General features: G+C 64.7%; 22 protein-coding genes. 15 read left to right on the top strand and 7 right to left on the bottom strand.

Annotated elements, in window-relative coordinates:
• Window positions 1-106 precede the first annotated feature (106 nt).
• From AC0L3A_RS37360 to AC0L3A_RS37330, 7 genes are all read left to right on the top strand, one after another.
• A complete protein-coding gene (locus tag AC0L3A_RS37360) occupies window positions 107-1,051 on the top strand; it encodes a heme o synthase (protein WP_473256279.1) in 945 nt (314 codons plus the stop codon).
• A complete protein-coding gene (locus tag AC0L3A_RS37355; RefSeq protein WP_007599435.1) occupies window positions 1,048-1,224 on the top strand; it encodes a hypothetical protein in 177 nt (58 codons plus the stop codon). The genes AC0L3A_RS37360 and AC0L3A_RS37355 overlap by 4 nt, the downstream gene beginning before the upstream one ends.
• A 5-nt stretch (window positions 1,225-1,229) precedes the next feature.
• Window positions 1,230-1,880, top strand: a complete 651-nt coding sequence (locus AC0L3A_RS37350; protein WP_007599436.1) for a cytochrome c oxidase assembly protein — start codon at window positions 1,230-1,232, stop codon at window positions 1,878-1,880.
• Between the two features lie 78 nt (window positions 1,881-1,958).
• A complete protein-coding gene (locus tag AC0L3A_RS37345) occupies window positions 1,959-2,855 on the top strand; it encodes a cytochrome c oxidase subunit 3 (protein WP_007599437.1) in 897 nt (298 codons plus the stop codon).
• 99 nt (window positions 2,856-2,954) lie between these two features.
• Window positions 2,955-3,356 carry a DUF983 domain-containing protein gene (locus AC0L3A_RS37340; RefSeq protein WP_007599438.1) on the top strand — a complete coding sequence of 134 codons (402 nt, stop codon included), beginning with the start codon at window positions 2,955-2,957 and terminating at the stop codon, window positions 3,354-3,356.
• Window positions 3,353-4,105, top strand: a complete 753-nt coding sequence (locus tag AC0L3A_RS37335) for an SURF1 family protein (RefSeq protein WP_007599439.1) — start codon at window positions 3,353-3,355, stop codon at window positions 4,103-4,105. The genes AC0L3A_RS37340 and AC0L3A_RS37335 overlap by 4 nt, the downstream gene beginning before the upstream one ends.
• Window positions 4,106-4,443: 338 nt before the next feature.
• On the top strand, window positions 4,444-4,809 hold the full coding sequence (locus tag AC0L3A_RS37330) for a nuclear transport factor 2 family protein (protein ID WP_007599441.1): 366 nt from the start codon (window positions 4,444-4,446) through the stop codon (window positions 4,807-4,809).
• A 94-nt stretch (window positions 4,810-4,903) separates the two neighbouring features.
• Here the strand turns inward: AC0L3A_RS37330 and AC0L3A_RS37325 are convergent, their stop codons facing one another.
• On the bottom strand, window positions 4,904-6,244 hold the full coding sequence (locus AC0L3A_RS37325; protein WP_007599442.1) for a histidine kinase: 1,341 nt from the start codon (window positions 6,242-6,244) through the stop codon (window positions 4,904-4,906).
• Window positions 6,245-6,329: 85 nt separating this feature from the next.
• Between AC0L3A_RS37325 and AC0L3A_RS37320 the strand changes: the two genes are divergently transcribed.
• From AC0L3A_RS37320 to AC0L3A_RS37300, 5 genes are all read left to right on the top strand, one after another.
• The gene (locus tag AC0L3A_RS37320; protein ID WP_007599443.1) at window positions 6,330-6,974 is read left to right on the top strand and encodes a response regulator transcription factor; all 645 of its coding nucleotides are present in this window, start codon (window positions 6,330-6,332) and stop codon (window positions 6,972-6,974) included.
• A gap of 556 nt (window positions 6,975-7,530) precedes the next feature.
• Window positions 7,531-8,949 carry a threonine synthase gene (gene thrC, locus AC0L3A_RS37315; protein WP_007599445.1) on the top strand — a complete coding sequence of 473 codons (1,419 nt, stop codon included), beginning with the start codon at window positions 7,531-7,533 and terminating at the stop codon, window positions 8,947-8,949.
• The gene (locus AC0L3A_RS37310; protein ID WP_007599446.1) at window positions 8,946-10,235 is read left to right on the top strand and encodes a M16 family metallopeptidase; all 1,290 of its coding nucleotides are present in this window, start codon (window positions 8,946-8,948) and stop codon (window positions 10,233-10,235) included. The genes thrC and AC0L3A_RS37310 overlap by 4 nt, the downstream gene beginning before the upstream one ends.
• Window positions 10,236-10,275: 40 nt before the next feature.
• Window positions 10,276-10,863 (top strand): GNAT family N-acetyltransferase, encoded by a 588-nt coding sequence (locus tag AC0L3A_RS37305; protein ID WP_007599447.1) that lies wholly within the window; start codon window positions 10,276-10,278, stop codon window positions 10,861-10,863.
• Between the two features lie 121 nt (window positions 10,864-10,984).
• Entirely contained in the window at window positions 10,985-11,641 is a 657-nt protein-coding gene (locus AC0L3A_RS37300) for a hypothetical protein (RefSeq protein WP_007599448.1), read from the top strand.
• Window positions 11,642-11,855: 214 nt separating this feature from the next.
• On the opposite strand, the gene AC0L3A_RS37295 is transcribed toward AC0L3A_RS37300, so the two are convergent.
• From AC0L3A_RS37295 to AC0L3A_RS37275, 5 genes are all read right to left on the bottom strand, one after another.
• Window positions 11,856-12,341: a F0F1 ATP synthase subunit B family protein gene (locus tag AC0L3A_RS37295; RefSeq protein WP_007599449.1), complete on the bottom strand. Its 486-nt coding sequence runs from the start codon at window positions 12,339-12,341 to the stop codon at window positions 11,856-11,858.
• A gap of 5 nt (window positions 12,342-12,346) precedes the next feature.
• Window positions 12,347-12,913 carry a F0F1 ATP synthase subunit B family protein gene (locus AC0L3A_RS37290; protein ID WP_007599450.1) on the bottom strand — a complete coding sequence of 189 codons (567 nt, stop codon included), beginning with the start codon at window positions 12,911-12,913 and terminating at the stop codon, window positions 12,347-12,349.
• 59 nt (window positions 12,914-12,972) lie between these two features.
• Window positions 12,973-13,203 carry a F0F1 ATP synthase subunit C gene (locus AC0L3A_RS37285; RefSeq protein ID WP_007599451.1) on the bottom strand — a complete coding sequence of 77 codons (231 nt, stop codon included), beginning with the start codon at window positions 13,201-13,203 and terminating at the stop codon, window positions 12,973-12,975.
• Between the two features lie 53 nt (window positions 13,204-13,256).
• On the bottom strand, window positions 13,257-14,006 hold the full coding sequence (locus AC0L3A_RS37280) for a F0F1 ATP synthase subunit A (RefSeq protein WP_007599455.1): 750 nt from the start codon (window positions 14,004-14,006) through the stop codon (window positions 13,257-13,259).
• Between the two features lie 114 nt (window positions 14,007-14,120).
• A complete protein-coding gene (locus AC0L3A_RS37275) occupies window positions 14,121-14,495 on the bottom strand; it encodes an AtpZ/AtpI family protein (protein WP_007599457.1) in 375 nt (124 codons plus the stop codon).
• A 391-nt stretch (window positions 14,496-14,886) separates the two neighbouring features.
• Here AC0L3A_RS37275 and AC0L3A_RS37270 point away from each other — a divergent pair, with 391 nt between their 5' ends.
• Complete coding sequence (locus AC0L3A_RS37270; RefSeq protein ID WP_007599459.1) at window positions 14,887-15,423, top strand: hypothetical protein; 537 nt, start codon at window positions 14,887-14,889, stop codon at window positions 15,421-15,423.
• 135 nt (window positions 15,424-15,558) lie between these two features.
• On the top strand, window positions 15,559-16,038 hold the full coding sequence (locus AC0L3A_RS37265) for a secondary thiamine-phosphate synthase enzyme YjbQ (RefSeq protein WP_035995416.1): 480 nt from the start codon (window positions 15,559-15,561) through the stop codon (window positions 16,036-16,038).
• Between the two features lie 127 nt (window positions 16,039-16,165).
• On the opposite strand, the gene AC0L3A_RS37260 is transcribed toward AC0L3A_RS37265, so the two are convergent.
• Window positions 16,166-17,791 carry an MFS transporter gene (locus AC0L3A_RS37260; RefSeq protein WP_473256278.1) on the bottom strand — a complete coding sequence of 542 codons (1,626 nt, stop codon included), beginning with the start codon at window positions 17,789-17,791 and terminating at the stop codon, window positions 16,166-16,168.
• A gap of 343 nt (window positions 17,792-18,134) precedes the next feature.
• Between AC0L3A_RS37260 and AC0L3A_RS37255 the strand changes: the two genes are divergently transcribed.
• A complete protein-coding gene (locus AC0L3A_RS37255; protein ID WP_007599462.1) occupies window positions 18,135-18,806 on the top strand; it encodes a response regulator in 672 nt (223 codons plus the stop codon).
• Window positions 18,807-18,985: the final 179 nt, after the last annotated feature.

Below are 18,985 nucleotides of genomic sequence, written 5' to 3'. Positions count from 1 at the left end.
CCCCCCCCCCCCCCCCGCCGCCCCCCCCCCCCCCCCCCCCCCCCCCCCCCCCCCCCCCCCCCCCCCCCCCCCCCCCCGCGGCTCGACAACCAAGCGAGTCAGTCTAGTGTCCGTCCTCGACCACAACGCCGTCCACATCAATCCCCGCATCTCCGAAGCGGAGGTTGGCGATTACATCGCGCTCCTGAAGCCGCGGGTGATGTCGCTGGTGATCTTCACCGCGCTGGTCGGAATGGCGATGGCACCCGGGCATTTTCACCCGGTGCTGGCCATCACCTCGCTGCTCTGCATCGCCGTCGGCGCCGGCGCGTCCGGCGCGCTCAACATGGCGCTCGAAGGCGACATCGACGCCAAGATGTCGCGCACGGCGAACCGGCCGATTCCGCGCGGCCGCATCACCCGCCCCGAGGCGATGACCTTCGGCATGACGTTCGCCTTCTTCTCGGTGATGACGCTCGGCATCCTGGTCAACTGGATCGCGGGCGCGCTGCTCGCCTTCACCATCTTCTTCTACGTCGTGATCTACACGATCGGTCTGAAGCGCTGGACCGCGCAGAACATCGTGATCGGGGGTGCCGCCGGCGCGCTGCCGCCAGTGGTGGCCTGGGCCGCGGTCACCGGCACGGTCGACGTCGAGCCGCTGCTGCTGTTCGCCATCATCTTCTTCTGGACGCCGCCGCACTTCTGGGCGCTGGCGCTGTTCCGCTCCGACGATTACGCGCGCGCCGGCATTCCGATGCTGCCCAACGTCGCCGGCCCCGACGCAACCCGGCTTCAGATCCTGCTCTATACCATCGTGCTGATCGCGGTCGCTGCTGCGCCCTGGGCGCTTGGTTATTTCGATGCCATCTATGGCATCGTCTCGCTGATCCTCGGCGCCGGCATGCTGGCGTTCGCCGTCAACGTCTACGTGCGTCGCGAGCGTAGCCAATCGCTGCGGGCGACCCGCAAGCTGTTCGCGTTCTCCATCCTTTATCTGTTCGCGCTGTTTGCGACCTTGCTGGCCGAGGTCGTGTTCCGGGCGCTCGCGCCGATGGTAGGGGGCGCATGATCGCAGGAATGGCCGACAAACCCGAGATAGACGGAATCGTCCTCACCGAGGCGCAGAAGAAGAGCCGTCGCCAGCGCTCGATCGCGATCGCACTCGCGCTCGGCGTGCTCGTGGTGCTGTTCTTCGCCGTCACCATGGTCAAGGGGCCGGCCGTGCTCGTCCGGCCGATGTAGGAAACATGGATCAGAAGCCGACCATATCGCAGGATCAGAGCCGGACGGCCGCCAAAGGCCGCAGGCCTTCCAAAGGGCTTGGCCGCGACGTGGTGGTCGCCTCGATCTGCGGCGGCGTGGTCGCGCTGATGGTCGGCGCCTCCTACGCGGCGGTGCCGTTCTACAACTGGTTCTGCCGCGCCACCGGCTTCAACGGCACGACCCAGGTCGCGACCTCGGCGCCGGCCAGCGGTCCGATCGCACGAAAGATCGCGGTGCGCTTCGATTCCAACGTCGCGCCCGGCCTGCCCTGGAAGTTCGAGCCCGAGCAGAGCGAGATCGAGGTCAATATCGGCCAGGTCGTGACCGTCTTCTACACGGTGACCAACCGGGCCGCGCGGACCACCGCAGGCCAGGCCGCCTACAATGTCGCGCCGCTGACGGTCGGATCCTATTTCCAGAAGATCAACTGCTTCTGCTTCACCGAGCAGACCATGGCGCCGGGCGAGAAGCGAGAGATGCCGGTCGTGTTCTACGTCGATCCGTCGATTGCCGACGACCACGAGAACGACGGTCTCAACACGATCACGCTGTCCTACACGTTCTATCCGGTGAAGGATCCGGTGGTGAAGCCGCTCGCGGCCAGCGAAGACGACAAACGCAAGGGAAATCTCTGATCTCCGGGCTCACGCGCCGGGGTTGGACATAAGGGGATAAGTGCCTGACAGGCACGGGATTGAGGAGCGAGACCGCAAATGGCAACGGCGCACACCAAGCATCACGACTACCACCTGGTCGATCCCTCGCCATGGCCCGTCGTCGGCTCCATCTCCGCCTTCATCATGGCGGTCGGCGCGATCACCTGGATGCACCACATGTTCTCGGCTGCGCCGATCATCTTCGGTGTCGGCACCGTCGGTGTGCTCTACACCATGGCGAGCTGGTGGGGCGACGTGATCCGGGAAGCCCAGTACAAGGGTGACCACACCCGCGTCGTGCAGCTGCATCACCGCTACGGCATGATCCTGTTCATCGCTTCGGAGGTGATGTTCTTCGTCGCCTGGTTCTGGGCCTATTTCAACGCGGCGCTATTCCCGGCCGACGCCGTCCACGCCACCCGCGATGCGGTGTTCGGCTGTGGTCTCGGGACTGCGGCCGGCGCCTGCGCCGTGCCGGGCACCTGGCCGCCGCACGGCATCGAGACCTTCGATCCCTGGCATCTGCCGCTCCTCAACACGCTGATCCTGCTCACCTCCGGCACCACGGTGACCTGGGCCCACCATGCGCTGCTCGAGAACGATCGCCAGGGCCTGAAGTATGGCCTGATCCTCACCGTCGTGCTCGGCGCGCTCTTCACCTGCGTGCAGGCCTATGAGTACAGCCACGCGGCATTCTCCTTCGGCGGCAACGTCTACGGCGCGACCTTCTTCATGGCGACCGGCTTCCACGGTTTTCATGTGCTGGTCGGCACCATCTTCCTGCTGGTGTGCCTGTTCCGCGCCTATGCCGGCCACTTCACGCCGACCCAGCATCTCGGCTTCGAGTTCGCCGCCTGGTACTGGCACTTCGTCGACGTGGTCTGGCTGTTCCTGTTCCTCTGCATCTATGTCTGGGGACACGGCGCCGAGACCATGGCCCACGGCGCGCACTGAGCGGGCTGACTTCGGATCGAGAAAGGGCGGCCCCGGGGCCGCCCTTTTGCTTTTCTGCGCGCAGGGGTTTCGGCAGAAACTGTGATAGACCCTGTCATCATGAACAAAGCCGACGACACGTCCGAGTCGCAAGCCACCGTCCTGCAGAGCGCGCTGCGCGGGCTTGCCTGCAAATGCCCGCGCTGCGGCCAGGGCAAGCTCTATGCAGGCTTCCTGACGCTTGCGCCGTCCTGCGAGCATTGCGGCCTCGACTACGCCTTCATCGATTCCGGTGACGGTCCGGCGATCTTCATCATCATGCTGGCCGGTGCGATCGTGGTCGGCTGCGCGCTCGTCGTCGAGGTCAAGTACCAGCCGCCGTATTGGCTGCATGCGGTGCTGTGGCTGCCGCTGATCCTTGCGACCACCCTGCTGCCGTTGCGCGCCATGAAGTCGCTGCTGATCGCGCTGCAATTCCACCATAAGGCGGCACCGGGCCGGCTGGTCGACCGCGCGAAATGAACGAGACCGCGCGCAAGCCCCGCGTGGCCGGCTTCGCGCTGTTCACGCTATTCCTGACTGCGGTCTGCATCGTGCTCGGTATCTGGCAATTGCAGCGCCGCATCGCCAAGCACGAGCTGATCGCCGCACTCACCGAGCGTCTCGCGGAGGCACCGGTCGCTCTGCCGCCGCCGGCGCGATGGGCCGCGCTAAGCCCCGCGCGCGATGAATTCCGCCGTGTCAGCTTTACCGCGACCTATGCGCCGTTGCCCGATGCGATGGTCTATTCCCCCGGATCCGCCGTACGCAAGGATGCGTCAGGCCCCGGCACCTGGGCGTTCCTGCCGGCGCGGCTGCCGAGCGGCGAGACGGTGGTGATCGATGCGGGCTTCGTCGAAAATACCATGCAGGATCGCAGCGTCGAGGATCGCGCGGTCAAGAAGCTCGTCACGGGGCAGGCGGTCTCCTTCACCGGCTATCTGCGCTTCCCCGAGGCACCTGGCTGGCTGACCCCGGCGGAGAACCGCGACAAGCGGCTGTGGTTCGTGCGCGATCACGTGGTGATCGCGAGCGCGCTGGGCTGGGGCGCGGTTGCGCCGTTCTATGTCGACCTCGAGCAGCCCGCGCCCGAGAACGGCATTCCGCGGCCGGGGCCGCTCGACGTGCATCTCAAGGACGATCACCTGCAATACGCCATCACCTGGTTCACGCTTGCAGGCGCCGTGCTCATCGCCTTCGCCGTTTGGGCAAGAGGGCGGCGACGGGGCTGAGCTCCGTAGATCCACTCAGGAAACCCAGGGCTATCGCATATGACGTCTCGGCGGCGCCAGAGCGAACGCCTCATCCTTCGAGACGACCGCTTCGCGGCCTCCTCAGGATGAGGCTCAGCTGCATCCATCCGCGTTGAAATGCTGCCGCATACTCATCCCTCATCCTGAGGGCCCGCCGCAGGCGGGCGTCTCGAAGGATGGCCGCAGTCGAATATATTTCTTCATATGCGACAGCCCTGCCAGGGAACCCGGTATCGCCCGGGGTTTACCATTCAGCGCACATTCACGAGTGTGGTCCTAAGCCGCCATCGTTTTTCCGCGGCCGACAGGATTGCAGCGTGAGCGATTTCGACCAGATGGGAATTGTCGTCGACTGGGTGGATGCCTGCAGGAAGGGCGACCTCGCGGCGCTCCTCGACCTCTATGCGGACGACGCCCACGTCGAATGCACGTGCAACGGCACGCAGCGCTATCGCGGCCGGAGCGAGCTCGAAGCCTATTGGCAGCCGCGGCTCAGCGCTTTCTCGTCGGTCGGTTTCGGGCTGGAGGAAATCCATCCTGCGCCACACGGCGTCGATCTCGAATATTCCGTCGCCGGCGCGCTACGCTTCCGCGCCTCGTTTTGTTTTAGTCCGGACGGCAAGATCCGCACCACGCTGTGCGAGCCGGCGCGACAGAACGCGCAGCTTGGCTGGGCGTGCTAGAGTTTCCGTCCTGATTAAGTCAGAACCGAACACCAGATTCTGTTTTGACGCGTTTTCTTCACGCGAACTGGTATCCACTTCGCTCGAAAAGGCTCTAGCCGGTGACCGGCGCCTCGCGTGCCGGCTCGGCGGGAAGGCGGCAGCGCACATAAGTCCTGTCGTCCACGCGCAGCAGTGACAGCGATCCGCTGAGTGCGCGCACGCGCTCATGCATGCCGGTCAGGCCGCGGCCGAACACATTACCTTCGGGAAAGCCGCCGCCATCGTCGGAAATCTCGATGACGACCGTCTCCCCGGCGAAGGTCGCCTGCACATGGGCATTGCTGGCGCCGGCATGACGCAGCACGTTGGTCAGCGCCTCCTGAATCACGCGATAGACGGTCTGAGCCAGCGGCCCGCCGATCGCGTTGAGATCCGGATCGATCGTGTCCGTCAGGTCGATAGACGGCGCCTGCTTGCGAAAATTCCGGAGCAGCGTCTGCACGGTGGTCTCCAGACCCAATTCCTCGATGTAGAGCGGTCGCAACCGGTCGAGGATGCGGCGGTTGGTCTGCTGGAGCGCCTCGACCGATTGCAACACATCCTGCGCCGAACTGCCGGGATTTCCCGCCGGGGGCGAGGCGTCGGCCAATGCGATCGTGCCGGCGCGGATGCTGAACAGCAGCGGGCCGAGTTCGTCGTGCAGTTCGCGCGCGAGATCGCGCCGCTCGTCGTCCTGGAGCGACACCAGGCGGTGCAGCAGGTCGCGATTATCCTGGCTCAATTGCGCCAGCGTTTCGGCCAGCGCATTGGCCTCCTCGCAGCTTTGCCGGATTTCCGGCGGTCCTCTGACCGGGATCGGCGTTGCGTAGTCGCCGCGCCGCATCCGCGTGAGTCCTTCGCCGAGATCTTGCAGCGGGCGCAGGGCCGATCCCGCGAAAACATAGGCAATGGTGCCGGTGAGCACCATCAGCACGGCAACGAGGATGGTCAGCGCGAGAAAGCCGATCCACTTCTCGAACAGGTCAGCCGACAGGTCCGGCAGGAAGACGAGATCGCCGACACGCTGGCCGTCGATCGTCACCGCAGCTGCCGCGTCCATGTCTGGAATGGTGAGCAGGTCGACAAACCATTGCGGTACGCCATGCGGCTTGCGCAGGCCGCCCCTCGCTGAGGACGCTGGACCCGTCTCCACGGCACGGAATTGGATATCGGAGGAGGTGTCCAGAGAATGGACAAAGGCGTCGAGCGTCTGCCGCGGGTTGTTCGAGGTGCGCAGGGTATTGTTGAGCGCGGCGGCAATGGTCTGAATCGAACGCCGCCCCGGCTCGTTCTCGTCCGCCAATTGGCCGGTCGCGAAGGTTTGGAGCAGCACGCCCCCCATGATCAGCGCGGCGAGGAAGCTCAAGCCGAGCGGCAGAAACAGTTGGGTCCTGAACGAGAAGCGTTGCCACATTAGGTCAATTCTAACGCGCGTCAGGGGATTTTGCTCTTTCCATTTGTTCCCGTCGGTTTATGAGTCGAAAAACTAGAGAATTACAATGCAAGATACTGCCAAGCCGGCGACCCGCGTCCTGATTGTCGACGACCATCCCGTGGTGCTGTCCGGTTGCCGCACCCTGTTCGCCACCGACCATTCGATCCGGATCGACGAGGCGACCGACGCCAAATCCGGGCATCGCGCCTATGTCAGCAAGCGGCCCGACGTCACTGTGATCGACATCAGCCTGCCCGACGTCTCCGGCTTTGAACTGATGCGGCGCATTCGTAAGGACGATCCTGACGCCAAGATCATCATGTTCAGCATGAACGACGATCCGGCCTTCGTGGTGCGGGCGGTCGAGCTTGGGGCGCAGGGCTACGTCTCAAAGGGCGACGATCCCCGGATCCTGCTCAAGGCGGTGCGCAAGGTGGTTGCGGGCGACAATTTCATCTCACCGCAGCTCGCGGAAGCCGTGACGTTTTCCGGCGCGGCGATCAAGGCCAATCCTGCCTCGCAGATGACGCCGCGGGAGCTCGAGATTCTTCGCCTGCTGGGTCGAGGCGACAAGATCGTGGAGGTCGCCGAGGCGCTCGGTATCTCCTACAAGACCGTCGCCAACACCACCTCCCTGCTCAAGCAGAAGCTCGGTGCCAAGAACCATTCCGACCTGATCCGGATCGCGGTGGAAATCGGGATGAACTGACGCCCGGGCGCCGAACCGGCTGCTCCAGGATGCTGCCGGTTCGGCGGGCGGACCGGTCTCGGCGCTCAGCCGGGCAATGCGTGGATAGCGCCGACACCATCCGCCGACACAATGAGCGCAGCCATCGTTCGTTCCCGAACTGTCCGATCGTTCGGGATATAATGGCAATGCGTGGCGCCAAATTGCTGGGCGAACGTTTGCCCGTGCTGAAACGCGTCGGGAAAAATAGGAACATTTTCTCGCACATCCCGTTTTGTCCCTTGACGATGCCGTGACAGCCGACGAAAGCTTGCGCGAACAGTTTTTGAGGGTCGGTGACCCCAAGAGGCCAAACCGGTCTGCACACAACGACAGACCTTCCAAGAGAGGGCTGCGGCATTGCCGCAGCCCTTTTCGTTGGCAGCCTTTTTCCTTGGATGGCCCCAGGCGCGAAGCGGTTTCCTGATGCCGCAAAACACTTTATGGTGGCCCAAAGCCTCTGGCTGTTAACAAGTAATTTCGTAAAATCAAAGGCTTGCGGATCGAGCCTAGGCTCGGCCGGCCTTTGGAGGGCAGTTTGACTCGTTATATCTCGACCCGGGGCGAGGCCCCCGAACTCGGCTTCTGCGACGTGATGCTGACCGGGCTCGCCCGCGACGGCGGCCTGTATGTGCCGGCCATCTGGCCGCAACTCTCGCCTGACGCCATCGCCGGCTTCTTCGGTCGTCCCTATTGGGAGGTCGCGGTCGAGGTGATCCGCCCCTTCGTCGCCGGCGAGATCTCGGACGCCGAGCTCGGCCGCATGGCGAACGAGGCCTACGCCACCTTCCGCCATCCGGCGGTGGTGCCGCTGCGCCAGATGGCGCCGCACCAGTTTGTGCTTGAGCTGTTCCACGGTCCGACGCTCGCCTTCAAGGACGTGGCGATGCAGCTGATCTCGCGGCTGATGGACCACGTGCTCGCCAAGCGCGGCCAGCGCACCACCATCGTGGTCGCGACCTCGGGCGACACCGGCGGTGCTGCGGTCGACGCGTTCGCAGGGCTCGAAAATGTCGATCTCATCGTGCTGTTCCCGCGTGGCCGCATCTCCGAGGTGCAGCGGCGGATGATGACGACGACGGGCGCGGCCAACGTCCATGCGCTCGCCGTCGAGGGCAATTTCGACGATTGCCAGGCCATCGTGAAGGCGATGTTCAACAACCATCGCTTCCGCGATGCGACCTCGCTGTCCGGTGTCAATTCCATCAATTGGGCGCGCATCGTCGCCCAGGTGGTCTACTATTTCACCTCCGCCGTTGCCGTCGGCGCACCCGCGCGCGCGGTGGACTTCGTCGTGCCAACCGGCAATTTCGGCGACATCTTTGCCGGCTATGTCGCCAAGCGCATGGGTCTTCCGGTGCGGACCCTGGGCATCGCCGCCAACGTCAACGACATCCTGGCGCGCACGCTGAAGACCGGGATCTACGAGGTGCGCGAGGTCCACGCGACGGCGTCGCCGTCGATGGACATCCAGATCTCCTCGAATTTCGAGCGGCTGCTGTTCGAAGCTGGCGGGCGCGATGCCGCCGGCGTGCGCCGTCTGATGGATTCGCTGAAGCAATCCGGCCGCTTCGTGCTGCCCGATGCGACGCTGGCCGCGATCCGCGAGGGGTTCGACGCAGGCCGGGCCGACGAGACCGAGACCGCGGCCGCGATCCGCGCCGCCTGGCGCGAGGCGGGCGAACTGGTCGACCCCCACACTGCGGTCGCGCTTGCGGTCGCCGACCGCGACACCACGGACAGGACGGTTCCCAGCATCGTGCTGTCCACCGCGCATCCGGCCAAATTCCCCGATGCGGTCGAAGCGGCCTGCGGCCAGCGGCCGCAACTGCCGGCCTGGCTCGATGGTCTGATGACCAAATCCGAACACATGAAGGTGATGAAGAACGACCAGGCCGAGGTCGAGCGGTTCGTGCTGTCGGTCAGCCGCGCCGCGAAACAGGGAGTTGCCGGATGAGCGTCGAGATTTCCAAGCTTGCGTCCGGCCTGACCGTCGTCACCGACAAGATGCCCCATCTCGAGACCGCGGCGCTTGGCGTCTGGGCCGGCGTCGGCGGGCGCGACGAGAAGCCCAACGAGCACGGCATCTCGCATCTCCTGGAACATATGGCTTTCAAAGGCACGACGAAGCGTTCGTCGCGCGAGATTGTCGAGGAGATCGAGGCGGTCGGCGGCGACCTCAACGCCGGCACCTCGACCGAGACCACGTCCTATTATGCGCGGGTGCTGAAGGCCGACGTGCCGCTCGCGCTCGACGTGCTCGCCGACATCCTGGCCAATCCGGCCTTCGAGCCTGACGAGCTCGAGCGCGAGAAGAACGTCATCGTGCAGGAGATCGGCGCGGCGCAGGACACGCCTGACGACGTCGTGTTCGAGCACCTCAACGAGCTCTGCTATCCCGACCAGCCGATGGGCCGTTCGCTGCTCGGCACCGCGAAGACCTTGCGTGCCTTCAGCCGCGACTCGCTGCGCGACTATCTGTCGACGCATTACCGCGGGCCGGACATGGTGGTGGCGGCCGCCGGGGCGGTCGATCACAAGCAGGTGGTCGCCGAGGTCGAGCAGCGCTTTGCCAGTTTTGAGGGGACAGCGGGTCCCAAGCCGCAACCCGCGCAGTTCGGCAAGGGCGGCACCAAGGTGGTGCATCGCGAGCTCGAACAGGCGCATCTGACGCTGGCGCTGGAGGGCGTGCCGCAGACCGATCTGTCGCTGTTCTCGCTCCAGGTCTTCACCAACATCCTCGGCGGCGGGATGTCGTCGCGGCTGTTCCAGGAGGTGCGCGAGAAGCGCGGCCTCTGTTACTCGATCTACTCGTTCCACGCCCCCTATACCGACACCGGCTTTTTCGGCCTCTACACCGGCACCGATCCGGCCGACGCGCCCGAGATGATGGAGGTCGTGGTCGACATCATGAACGATTCGGTCGAGACCCTGACCGAGGTCGAGATCGCGCGGGCCAAGGCGCAAATGAAGGCGGGGCTGCTGATGGCGCTGGAGAGCTGCTCGTCCCGCGCCGAGCAGCTCGCCCGGCATGTGCTGGCCTATGGCCGGCCCCAGACCGCCGAGGAGCTGGTGGCCCGGATCGACGCCGTCAGCGTCGAATCGACCCGGGATGCGGCGCGTGCACTGCTTTCGCGCAGCCGCCCTGCGGTTGTCGCATTAGGCAGTGGCAGGGGTCTGGACACGGCGGTGTCTTTTGCGGAAGGATTGACCCGGGCACGCGCCAAGGCGCGGCTGCATTAGGAGCCGCGCACGGGTTGATCCGCCCCCGGGAAGCATCACCATGGCCCTCTTTCGCCTGCCATCCAGTGGACCCGCCGCTCTCGCGCCGCGCGGCAACGGCCTGTTGCTACGCGCGCCGCAGATGTCGGACTTCCTGCAGTGGGCCCATCTGCGCGAGTCCAGCCGCGATTACCTGACGCCCTGGGAGCCGATCTGGCCGTCGGACGATCTCACGCGCTCCGGTTTCCGCCGTCGCCTGCGCCGCTATTCCGAGGACATCGCCGCGGACCGGTCCTATCCCTTTCTGATCTTCCGGGAGCTCGACGGCGCCATGGTCGGCGGCATCACGCTCGCCAATGTCCGCCGCGGCATCGTCCAGGCCGGCACCATCGGCTATTGGGTCGGGAAGCCCCACGCTCAGCGCGGCTACATGACGGCCGCGCTGCGTGTGCTGCTGCCGACGCTGTTCGGCGAGCTCAATCTGCACCGGGTCGAGGCGGCCTGCATCCCGACCAATGCGCCCTCGATCCGGGTGCTGGAGAAGTGCGGTTTCTCGCGCGAGGGGCTGGCGCGCCGCTATCTCTGTATCAACGGGGTCTGGCAGGACCATTTGTTGTTCGGCCTGCTGCACGAGGATTTCCGCGGCTGAGCCGTTCGTTGATGTGACCAAAGTCTCCTGTGTGCCTGCCTTGGGTTCGCCGGTTTTGACGATATAACGGCGCAACCCGGCCGGTGATCGGCCGTGATGTTGTCATGGAGTGTGGGTGTTGATGGTGCAGGAGCTTCGGTCATCGCGGAATGCGTTGCGGCGGGGGGCGGCGGTCGCGCTGGCGTTGTCGGTTGCACTCGTCTCCGTCTCGCCGGTTGCGGCGCAGTCGCTGACCGATCGATTCAAGGGCCTGTTCGGCGGCAAGTCGGACGAGCCGGCTCAACCCAAGCCGGCACCTGCGCCAGGCCAGCCGGCGGCCGATGACGATCTTGACTGCCCGCAGGTCACGGTGCGTGCCGGAGCCTCCACCTATGCGGTCGGTGCCACCGGCAAGCCGGCCGTCGGCAACGAGATCCGCTTTCAGGCCACCATCACCAAGATGGCGCGCGAATGCGCCCGCAATGGCGGCGATATCACGGCCCGGATCGGCATCCAGGGCCGCGTCATTGCCGGTCCCGCCGGCGCGCCTGCGACCGTCGAGGTGCCGCTGCGCGTCGCCGTGGTGCAGGGCGGCGTCGGCGAGAAGGTGATCGCTTCCAAGGCCTACCGGACCACGGTCGGAATGTCGGAGGGCGGCAGCGTGCCGTTCACCTTCGTGGCCGAGGATCTGGTCTATCCGATGCCTTCGGCCAAGGACGCCGATAGCTACATCTTCTATGTCGGCTTCGATCCGCAGGCGCTCTCGCCCGAGCCGAAGGCGCGAGCGAAGAAGAAGTAGGGCGGTCTCGTGCCCCGGACGCGGCGCAGCGTGTAACGCTGCTCCGCAGAGCCGGGACCCATGCCTCACACGATAACGCTGACCGCAACATGGGCCCCGGCTCTGCGTCGCACCGCTGCGCGCTGCGCCGCGTCCGGGACACGGGAAGAAGCCATACCAACAAAAAAGCCGGCGCTCATCGCACCGGCTTTTTGATGGGTGAAGGCGAAGCCCCTCAGTTCAGCTTCTGCCTGACTTCGGTGATGCCCTTGGCGAGCAGATCGTCGGCGACCTGGCCCCTGACCGACTGCGACAGGATGGTGGAGGCGGCCTGGACGGCGGCTTCGGCGGCTGCGGCGCGGACATCGGCCACCGCCTGGGCCTCGGCGAGCGCGATCTTGCCCTCCGCGGTCTTGGTGCGGCGAGCGACGAAATCTTCCACCTTGGCCTTGGCCTCGGTTGCGATGCGCTCGGCTTCGCTCTTCGCGTTCGTGATGATGTCGGCGGCCTCGCGTTCGGCCGAGGCGGTGCGCGCCTTGTAGTCGGCGAGTACCTTGGCGGCTTCCTGCTTGAGGCGCGTCGCGTCGTCGAGCTCGGCCTTGATGCGATCGGCGCGATGGTCGAGCGCAGTCATGGCCTTCTTGAAGACACCGAGATAGCCGAACCCGACCATCAGGATCACGAAGGCGATGGCGACCCAGGTTTCAGGATCGAAGAACATATCGATTAACCCTTCAAGGACGCATCAACGGCGGCATTGACCAATGCCGCGTCCGGAACCACGCCGGTGAGCTGCTGCACGATGGTGCCTGCCGCATCGGCCGCGATGCCGCGGACGTTGCTCATGGCGGTCGCACGGGTCGAGGCGATGGTCTTCTCCGCCTCGGCGAGCTTGGCCGCCAATTGCTCTTCCAAAGCCTTGCGCTCGGCGTCCGCCTGCGCATTCGCCTTGTCGCGGGATTCGTTGCCGATGGCCTGCGCGCGCGAGCGTGCCGAAGCAAGCTCGCTATCATAGGCCTTCAGCGCCGCTTCGGACTGGTCCTTCAGCTTCTGCGCTTCGGCGAGGTCGCCCTCGATCTTGTTCTGACGCGCCTCGATCGCACCGCCGACGCGCGGCAGAGCGAGCTTGGACACGATCACGTAAAGCGCGACGAAGAAGATCGCGAGCGACACCAGCTGCGAAGCATAGGTGCTGCTCTCGAACGGCGGAAAACCGCCACCGTGGTGACCACCGTCAGCCTCGGTGTGAGCGCCCGCCGCCGGACCTTTTGCGCCGCCATGACTTTCAGCCATGGAGTACTCCTGTTGCTGTCATGCGCGTCGCTTCGGCTGAAGCGGCGCGAAAATCGTCCTCAGAGCGGAACGAACAGCAGCAGCAGCGCGATCAGCAGCGAGAAAATGCCGAGCGCTTCGGTCACGGCGAAGCCGAAGATCAGATTGCCGAACTGGCCCTGAGCGGCCGAGGGGTTGCGAACGGCTGCGGCGAGGTAGTTGCCGAAGATCACGCCGACGCCGACGCCCGCGCCGCCCATGCCGATGCATGCGATGCCCGCGCCGATAAGTTTTGCTGCTGCCGGATCCATTTTAGACTCCTTGGAAGAAAGATTGGGTTTTGGGTGGAAATTCCCCGGACCGCTCAGTGTCCCGGATGAATGGCGTCGTTGAGGTAGATGCAGGTCAGGATCGCAAACACATAGGCTTGCAGGAATGCGACCAGAATCTCGAGAGCGTAAAGCGCGACCGTGAGCGCCAGCGGCAGCACGCCGCCGACCCAGCCGAGGGCGCCGAGCGAGAAGCCGAGCATGGCGACGAAGCCCGCGAACACCTTCAGCGCGATGTGGCCGGCCAGCATGTTGGCAAACAGACGGACGCTGTGGGAGACCGGCCGCAGGAAGAACGACAGGATCTCGATGAACATCACCAGCGGCAGGATGTAGCCGGGGACGCCGTGGGGCACGAAGATCGAGAAGAATTTCAGGCCGTTTTTGGCAATGCCGTAGATCAGCACCGTGAAGAAGACCAGCAGCGCGAGGGCCGCGGTGACGATCAGATGGCTCGAGATCGTGAAGGTGTAGGGAATGATGCCGACCAGGTTCGAAACGCAGATGAACATGAACAGCGAGAAGATCAGCGGGAAGAACTTCATGCCTTCCGAGCCGGCCGTCGAGCGGATGGTCGAGGCCACGAACTCGTAGGAGATCTCGGCGACCGACTGCAGGCGCCCGGGAACCAGCTGCGTGCCGCTGGCGAGCATCAGGATCGAGATGATCGCGACCGCCACCAGCATGTAGAGCGACGAATTGGTGAAGGCGATCGTGTGGTTGCCGATATGGCCCAGGGTGAAGAGAGGCTCGATGTTGAACTGGTGGATCGGATCGATTTTCATCAGCGCGGCATCTCTTGGTCTGCCGGGCGATGCCGGCGGGTCTCGGTCTGCCGGTCGGGCCCGGCCCGTACCGGCTCAAGCCGGCACGATCATTCCTCTCCTGGAGTGGATCGCTTAAGAACCACCGCGCCTGTTTTGACCCGCGCCTGCCGTTCTCACCACATTCACCACGCCGGCGACGAAGCCCAGCAGCAGGAACACGATGAATCCGAAAGGCGACGTCGACAGCAAGCGGTCGAAACCCCAGCCAATCCCCGCTCCGACAACGACCCCGGCGACCAACTCGGAGGATAACCGGAAACCAAGCGCCATCGCCGAGGCTCTGGCCGCTCTGTCTTCACCGTCACCTGCGGGTTGCTCGGTCTTGACGTGGCGGCCGCGAAATTCGGACAACCGCTGATCAAGATTTCCGAGCCGATCGGAAAGCGCAGCTTCCTCGGGCGATCTATCGCGATCTCCATTCTCGCCGTGTCCCGTGCCCTGTGTCATGCAACGAAGACCCGAAACGCCGCGGCTGAATGGAAATTGCGCCCGCCACCCTCAAAAGCCGCGCGGACCATACTGATGGCCCATAATCAAGTCAAGCCAAGTCACGATTGTGTCCATTCCCGTTATGTATATGATTTCTTTGGAAATATCGGCGCGGCCGGCAGCGCTGCACACAGCGTGACGCCGCACCGCAGCAGGTCTCCGCTGGATCGGCGAACGCAGTCGCCATTTCGCCCGGCTGCCGGGATCAAAGGGGGCCTCGCGATCGTTGATGTCAAAGGCGCGTTTTGGGCGGCGGATCGCCTCGCCGGGGTGTAGCATTTGCGAGACGTGCCACCTTTATGAGCGCCATCTTTGGACGTGCGACCGGCGCGTCGTGGCGGAGAACGCGATGAGACCAGCGAATTCATCCCCAGCATCATGGCTTGCGGCGGCGGCGTTCGCCGCGGCGATGGCCATCAGCGTCGGCTGCCTTGCCGCGCAATCCGCGCCCGACAGCGAAAACGGCCGCTACAGCATGACCCCCATCCCCGAGGGCGTGCTGCGGCTCGACAGCCGCACCGGCACCGTGTCGACCTGCACCCGGAGCGGCGCCGGCTGGGCCTGCTACGCCGTACCCGATGAACGTACCGCGCTCGACGCCGAGATCGGCAGGCTCCAGGCCGAAGTCGAGATGCTGAAGGAACGGCTTGCGGCGGGGCCGACCGTGTCAGGCAAGATCGACGAGGCGCTGCCGAAAACCGATCCGCTCAAGAAGGCGGAGCCGCAAGCACGAGAACCAAGGGCCGCCGAGGGCGAGCGCAGGATCGAGATCCCGCTGCCGAGCGACCAGGACGTCGATCGCGTGATGTCGTTCCTGGAAAAAGCCTGGCGTCGCCTGATCGACATGGCCAACCGCGTGCAGAAGGACGTCTCGGGGAAGATTTAGCGCGTGGTGAGATGCCGTAGGGTGGGCAAAGGCGCGAAGCGCCGTGCCCACCATTTGCGTCTCCGTTGAGTGAGTCGGTGGGCACGCTTCGCTTTGCCCACCCTACGGCAGCTTTCCGAATTGAGAGTGATGATGATGACATCAGCCAAATCCATCTCGCGCTCGGCGCCGTCGTCAGGACCGGCCACCACCATCGCATCTTCGCTGCTGACCGTGCAGACGCCGGGGTGCGGCTTCAGCGACCTCACCGCCGAGGCGGCGCGGTTCATCGCCGACGTTCATGCGCGGGACGGCGTGCTCACGCTGTTCATCCGTCACACCTCGGCGTCTCTGACAATCCAGGAGAATGCCGACCCGTCGGTGCTGGTCGACCTCACTACGGTGCTGGCGCGGCTCGCGCCCGACGATGAAGATGCGGGCTGGACTCACGACACCGAAGGGCCGGACGACATGCCGGCGCATATCAAAACCATGCTGACGGGGACATCGCTCCAGGTGCCGGTGCTGAACGGCAGGCTGGCGCTTGGCACCTGGCAGGCGATCTATCTGATCGAGCATCGCGCCCGCCCGCATCGGCGCGAGGTGGTGCTGCAATTTCTCGGCAGCAATCAGTAGCGCGTTTTCGAGCGAAGTGGCTGCCGGTTCGCGTCAAGAAAACGCGTCAAAACAAAGAGTCTGGAGTTCAAAACAAAACCGGCCGCGGAGACCGCGGCCGGTTGGTGTTGATCTCGATCTGCGTCGATCAGGTCGACTTGATGTCGACGTCCTTGGTCTCCGGCAGGAAGAACAAGCCGATCACGACGGTAATCGACGCGAAGATGACCGGATACCAGAGGCCCGCATAGATATCGCCCGTCGAGGCCACGATGGCGAAGGCGGTCGCCGGCAGCAGGCCGCCGAACCAGCCGTTGCCGATATGGTAGGGCAGCGACATCGAGGTGTAGCGGATGCGGGTCGGGAACAGTTCGACCAGCATCGCGGCGATCGGGCCGTACACCATGGTGACGAAGATCACCAGGACGAACAGCAGTCCGACAACCGCCGCCACCTGCGGACGGAAGATGTCGAACGGATGCGCCATCTTCACGATGCCCGCATTGCCGGCCTTCGGATATCCGGCTGCCTGCACGGCGGCGAGGACTGCCGGATTGCCGTCCTTGGCGTTGGCGTAGGCAACTTCCTTGCCGTTGACCATCACCTTCACGCCGGAGCCGGCCGGACCTGGCGTGGTCGAGTACTTGACCGACGATTGCGACAGGTAGGCACGCGCGGTGTCGCAAGGCGAGGTGAAGACGCGGGTGCCGACCGGGTTGAACAGGTCGCCGCAACCTGCGGGATCCGCCACGACGTCGACCTTGACCGACTCGATCGCCTTTTCCAGCGCCGGGTTGGCGTTGGTGGTGATCATCTTGAAGATCGGGAAGAAGGTCAGCGCCGCGATCAGACAGCCGCCGAGGATGATCGGCTTGCGGCCGATCCTGTCGGAGAGCATGCCGAACACGATGAAGAAGCCGGTCCCGAGCAGGAGCGACCAGGCGATCAGCAGGTTGGCGGTGTAGCCGTCGACCTTGAGGATCGATTGCAGGAAGAACAGCGCGTAGAACTGGCCGGTGTACCAGACCACGCCCTGGCCCATCACGCCGCCAAGCAGCGCCAGCAGCACGAGCTTGCCGTTCTGCCAGTTGCCGAAGGCTTCCGTCAGCGGGGCCTTCGAACTCTTCCCCTCGTCCTTCATCTTCTGGAAGATCGGGGATTCGTTGAGGCGGAGCCGGATCCAGACCGAGACGCCGAGCAGCAGCACGGAGACGAGGAACGGAATGCGCCAGCCCCATGCCGCGAAGTCGGGTTCGCCGAGCGCGGAGCGCGTGAACAGGATCACCAGCAGCGACAGGAACAGGCCGAGCGTCGCCGTGGTCTGGATGAAGGAGGTGTAGTAGCCGCGCTTGCCGTTCGGAGCATGCTCCGCGACGTAGGTCGCCGCACCGCCATACTCACCGCCGAGCGCCAGGCCCTGGGCGAGACGCAGCGCGATCAGGATGATCGGGGCCGCGATGCCGATGGTCGCCGCATTGGGCAGCAGGCCGACGATGAAGGTCGACAGACCCATGATCAGGATGGTGACGAGGAAGGTGTATTTGCGGCCGACGATGTCGCCGACACGGCCGAACACGATTGCGCCGAACGGGCGCACCAGGAAGCCCGCCGCGAAGGCCAGCAGCGCGAAGATGTCGCGGGTTGCCGGCGGATAGGCCGAGAAGAACTGCGCGCCGATGATGCTAGCCAGCGAACCGTAGAGATAGAAATCGTACCACTCGAAGACGGTACCGAGCGAGGAGGCGAGAATGACGAACCGTTCGTCCTTCGTCATCCCTCCCGCGCCTGCTTGAGACACAGCCAATGTCGACATGTTGAGTCGCTCCCCGAAAAATCGTTTCCTCGCGCCCTGGATGTCCGGTCATGCCGGATCAACCCAAGCCTTGCCCCCAAGGTAACATTGGCGTGAAACCCGCCCCAATACGACTTTCGGCCTTTCGCACTGACGCTCACCTGACGCCGCGGGCGTTCCATCCGGCAACATAGTGCCGGCCTGTGGATTAACCCCGTTGCCGCAAAGGGATAATGTCCACTTGCATGCCACGGCTGGTCGGGAAAGAATTGACCAAGGCCCTGCGCCGGCCTACTGGCCCGGTGCGATTGCCAGCAAGAGAACGATGAACGCTCCCTCCACCCATCTCGTCATTGCCGATGACCATCCATTGTTCCGCGCCGCGCTGCGGCAGGCGGTGGCGGGCGTCCTGAGCTCTGCCAGGATCGACGAGGCTGGATCGTTCGAGGATCTGACCAAACTTTTGGAACAGACCTCCGACGTCGACCTGATCCTGCTCGACCTCTCGATGCCCGGGATCTCCGGCTTTTCCGGCCTGATCTATCTGCGCGCACAATATCCGGCCATTCCGGTGGTGATCGTCTCGGCGTCCGACGACAGCGCCACCATCCGCCGCTCGCTCGATTTCGGCGCCTCCGGTTTCATTCCGAAGCGATTCGGCGTCGAGACCTTGCGCGACGCCATCCTCAAGGTGATGGAGGGCGACGTCTGGGTTCCCGCCGACACCGATCTGTCGGCGGTCGCCGATCCCGACATGACGCGCCTGCGCGACCGGCTGGTGACGCTGACGCCGCAGCAGGTCCGGGTTCTGATGATGCTGTCGGAGGGATTGCTCAACAAGCAGATCGCTTATGAGCTCGGCGTCTCCGAGGCCACCATCAAGGCGCATGTCTCCGCGATCCTGCAGAAGCTCGGCGTCGAAAGCCGGACCCAAGCCGTGATCGCTGCCGCGAAAATTGCCGGCGGTCAGTGGAAGCAGGGTACCCCGACGGGGTGAGCCTGGAAGAGGGCCTCTCGCAGCCTGTAGCCCGGATGAGCGAAGCGACATCCGGGACCGCTAGTGCGGCTAGCTAGCGAAAACCCCGGATATCGCTTCGCTCATCCGGGCTACGGGACCGCGCCTGTGTCGCTCCTCTGTCAATCGTTGGCCGCAAAAATATTCCACTTTACCGAAAT

The sequence above is a fragment of the Bradyrhizobium sp. MI1.3 genome, assembly GCF_055811695.1.
This window is presented reverse-complemented; position numbering and strand designations above follow the sequence as displayed.

What these genes read in the sequence shown, in the direction of transcription:
- AC0L3A_RS37355 (WP_007599435.1), top strand. Translation starts at nt 1,048, where the DNA reads ATGATCGCAGGAATGGCCGACAAACCCGAGATAGACGGAATCGTCCTC.
- AC0L3A_RS37350 (WP_007599436.1), top strand. Translation starts at nt 1,230, where the DNA reads ATGGATCAGAAGCCGACCATATCGCAGGATCAGAGCCGGACGGCCGCC.
- AC0L3A_RS37345 (WP_007599437.1), top strand. Translation starts at nt 1,959, where the DNA reads ATGGCAACGGCGCACACCAAGCATCACGACTACCACCTGGTCGATCCC.
- AC0L3A_RS37340 (WP_007599438.1), top strand. Translation starts at nt 2,955, where the DNA reads ATGAACAAAGCCGACGACACGTCCGAGTCGCAAGCCACCGTCCTGCAG.
- AC0L3A_RS37335 (WP_007599439.1), top strand. Translation starts at nt 3,353, where the DNA reads ATGAACGAGACCGCGCGCAAGCCCCGCGTGGCCGGCTTCGCGCTGTTC.
- AC0L3A_RS37325 (WP_007599442.1), bottom strand. Translation starts at nt 6,244, where the DNA reads ATGTGGCAACGCTTCTCGTTCAGGACCCAACTGTTTCTGCCGCTCGGC.
- AC0L3A_RS37320 (WP_007599443.1), top strand. Translation starts at nt 6,330, where the DNA reads ATGCAAGATACTGCCAAGCCGGCGACCCGCGTCCTGATTGTCGACGAC.
- AC0L3A_RS37310 (WP_007599446.1), top strand. Translation starts at nt 8,946, where the DNA reads ATGAGCGTCGAGATTTCCAAGCTTGCGTCCGGCCTGACCGTCGTCACC.
- AC0L3A_RS37305 (WP_007599447.1), top strand. Translation starts at nt 10,276, where the DNA reads ATGGCCCTCTTTCGCCTGCCATCCAGTGGACCCGCCGCTCTCGCGCCG.
- AC0L3A_RS37300 (WP_007599448.1), top strand. Translation starts at nt 10,985, where the DNA reads ATGGTGCAGGAGCTTCGGTCATCGCGGAATGCGTTGCGGCGGGGGGCG.
- AC0L3A_RS37295 (WP_007599449.1), bottom strand. Translation starts at nt 12,341, where the DNA reads ATGTTCTTCGATCCTGAAACCTGGGTCGCCATCGCCTTCGTGATCCTG.
- AC0L3A_RS37290 (WP_007599450.1), bottom strand. Translation starts at nt 12,913, where the DNA reads ATGGCTGAAAGTCATGGCGGCGCAAAAGGTCCGGCGGCGGGCGCTCAC.
- AC0L3A_RS37285 (WP_007599451.1), bottom strand. Translation starts at nt 13,203, where the DNA reads ATGGATCCGGCAGCAGCAAAACTTATCGGCGCGGGCATCGCATGCATC.
- AC0L3A_RS37280 (WP_007599455.1), bottom strand. Translation starts at nt 14,006, where the DNA reads ATGAAAATCGATCCGATCCACCAGTTCAACATCGAGCCTCTCTTCACC.
- AC0L3A_RS37275 (WP_007599457.1), bottom strand. Translation starts at nt 14,495, where the DNA reads ATGACACAGGGCACGGGACACGGCGAGAATGGAGATCGCGATAGATCG.
- AC0L3A_RS37270 (WP_007599459.1), top strand. Translation starts at nt 14,887, where the DNA reads ATGAGACCAGCGAATTCATCCCCAGCATCATGGCTTGCGGCGGCGGCG.
- AC0L3A_RS37265 (WP_035995416.1), top strand. Translation starts at nt 15,559, where the DNA reads ATGACATCAGCCAAATCCATCTCGCGCTCGGCGCCGTCGTCAGGACCG.
- AC0L3A_RS37260 (WP_473256278.1), bottom strand. Translation starts at nt 17,791, where the DNA reads ATGACGAAGGACGAACGGTTCGTCATTCTCGCCTCCTCGCTCGGTACC.
- AC0L3A_RS37255 (WP_007599462.1), top strand. Translation starts at nt 18,135, where the DNA reads ATGAACGCTCCCTCCACCCATCTCGTCATTGCCGATGACCATCCATTG.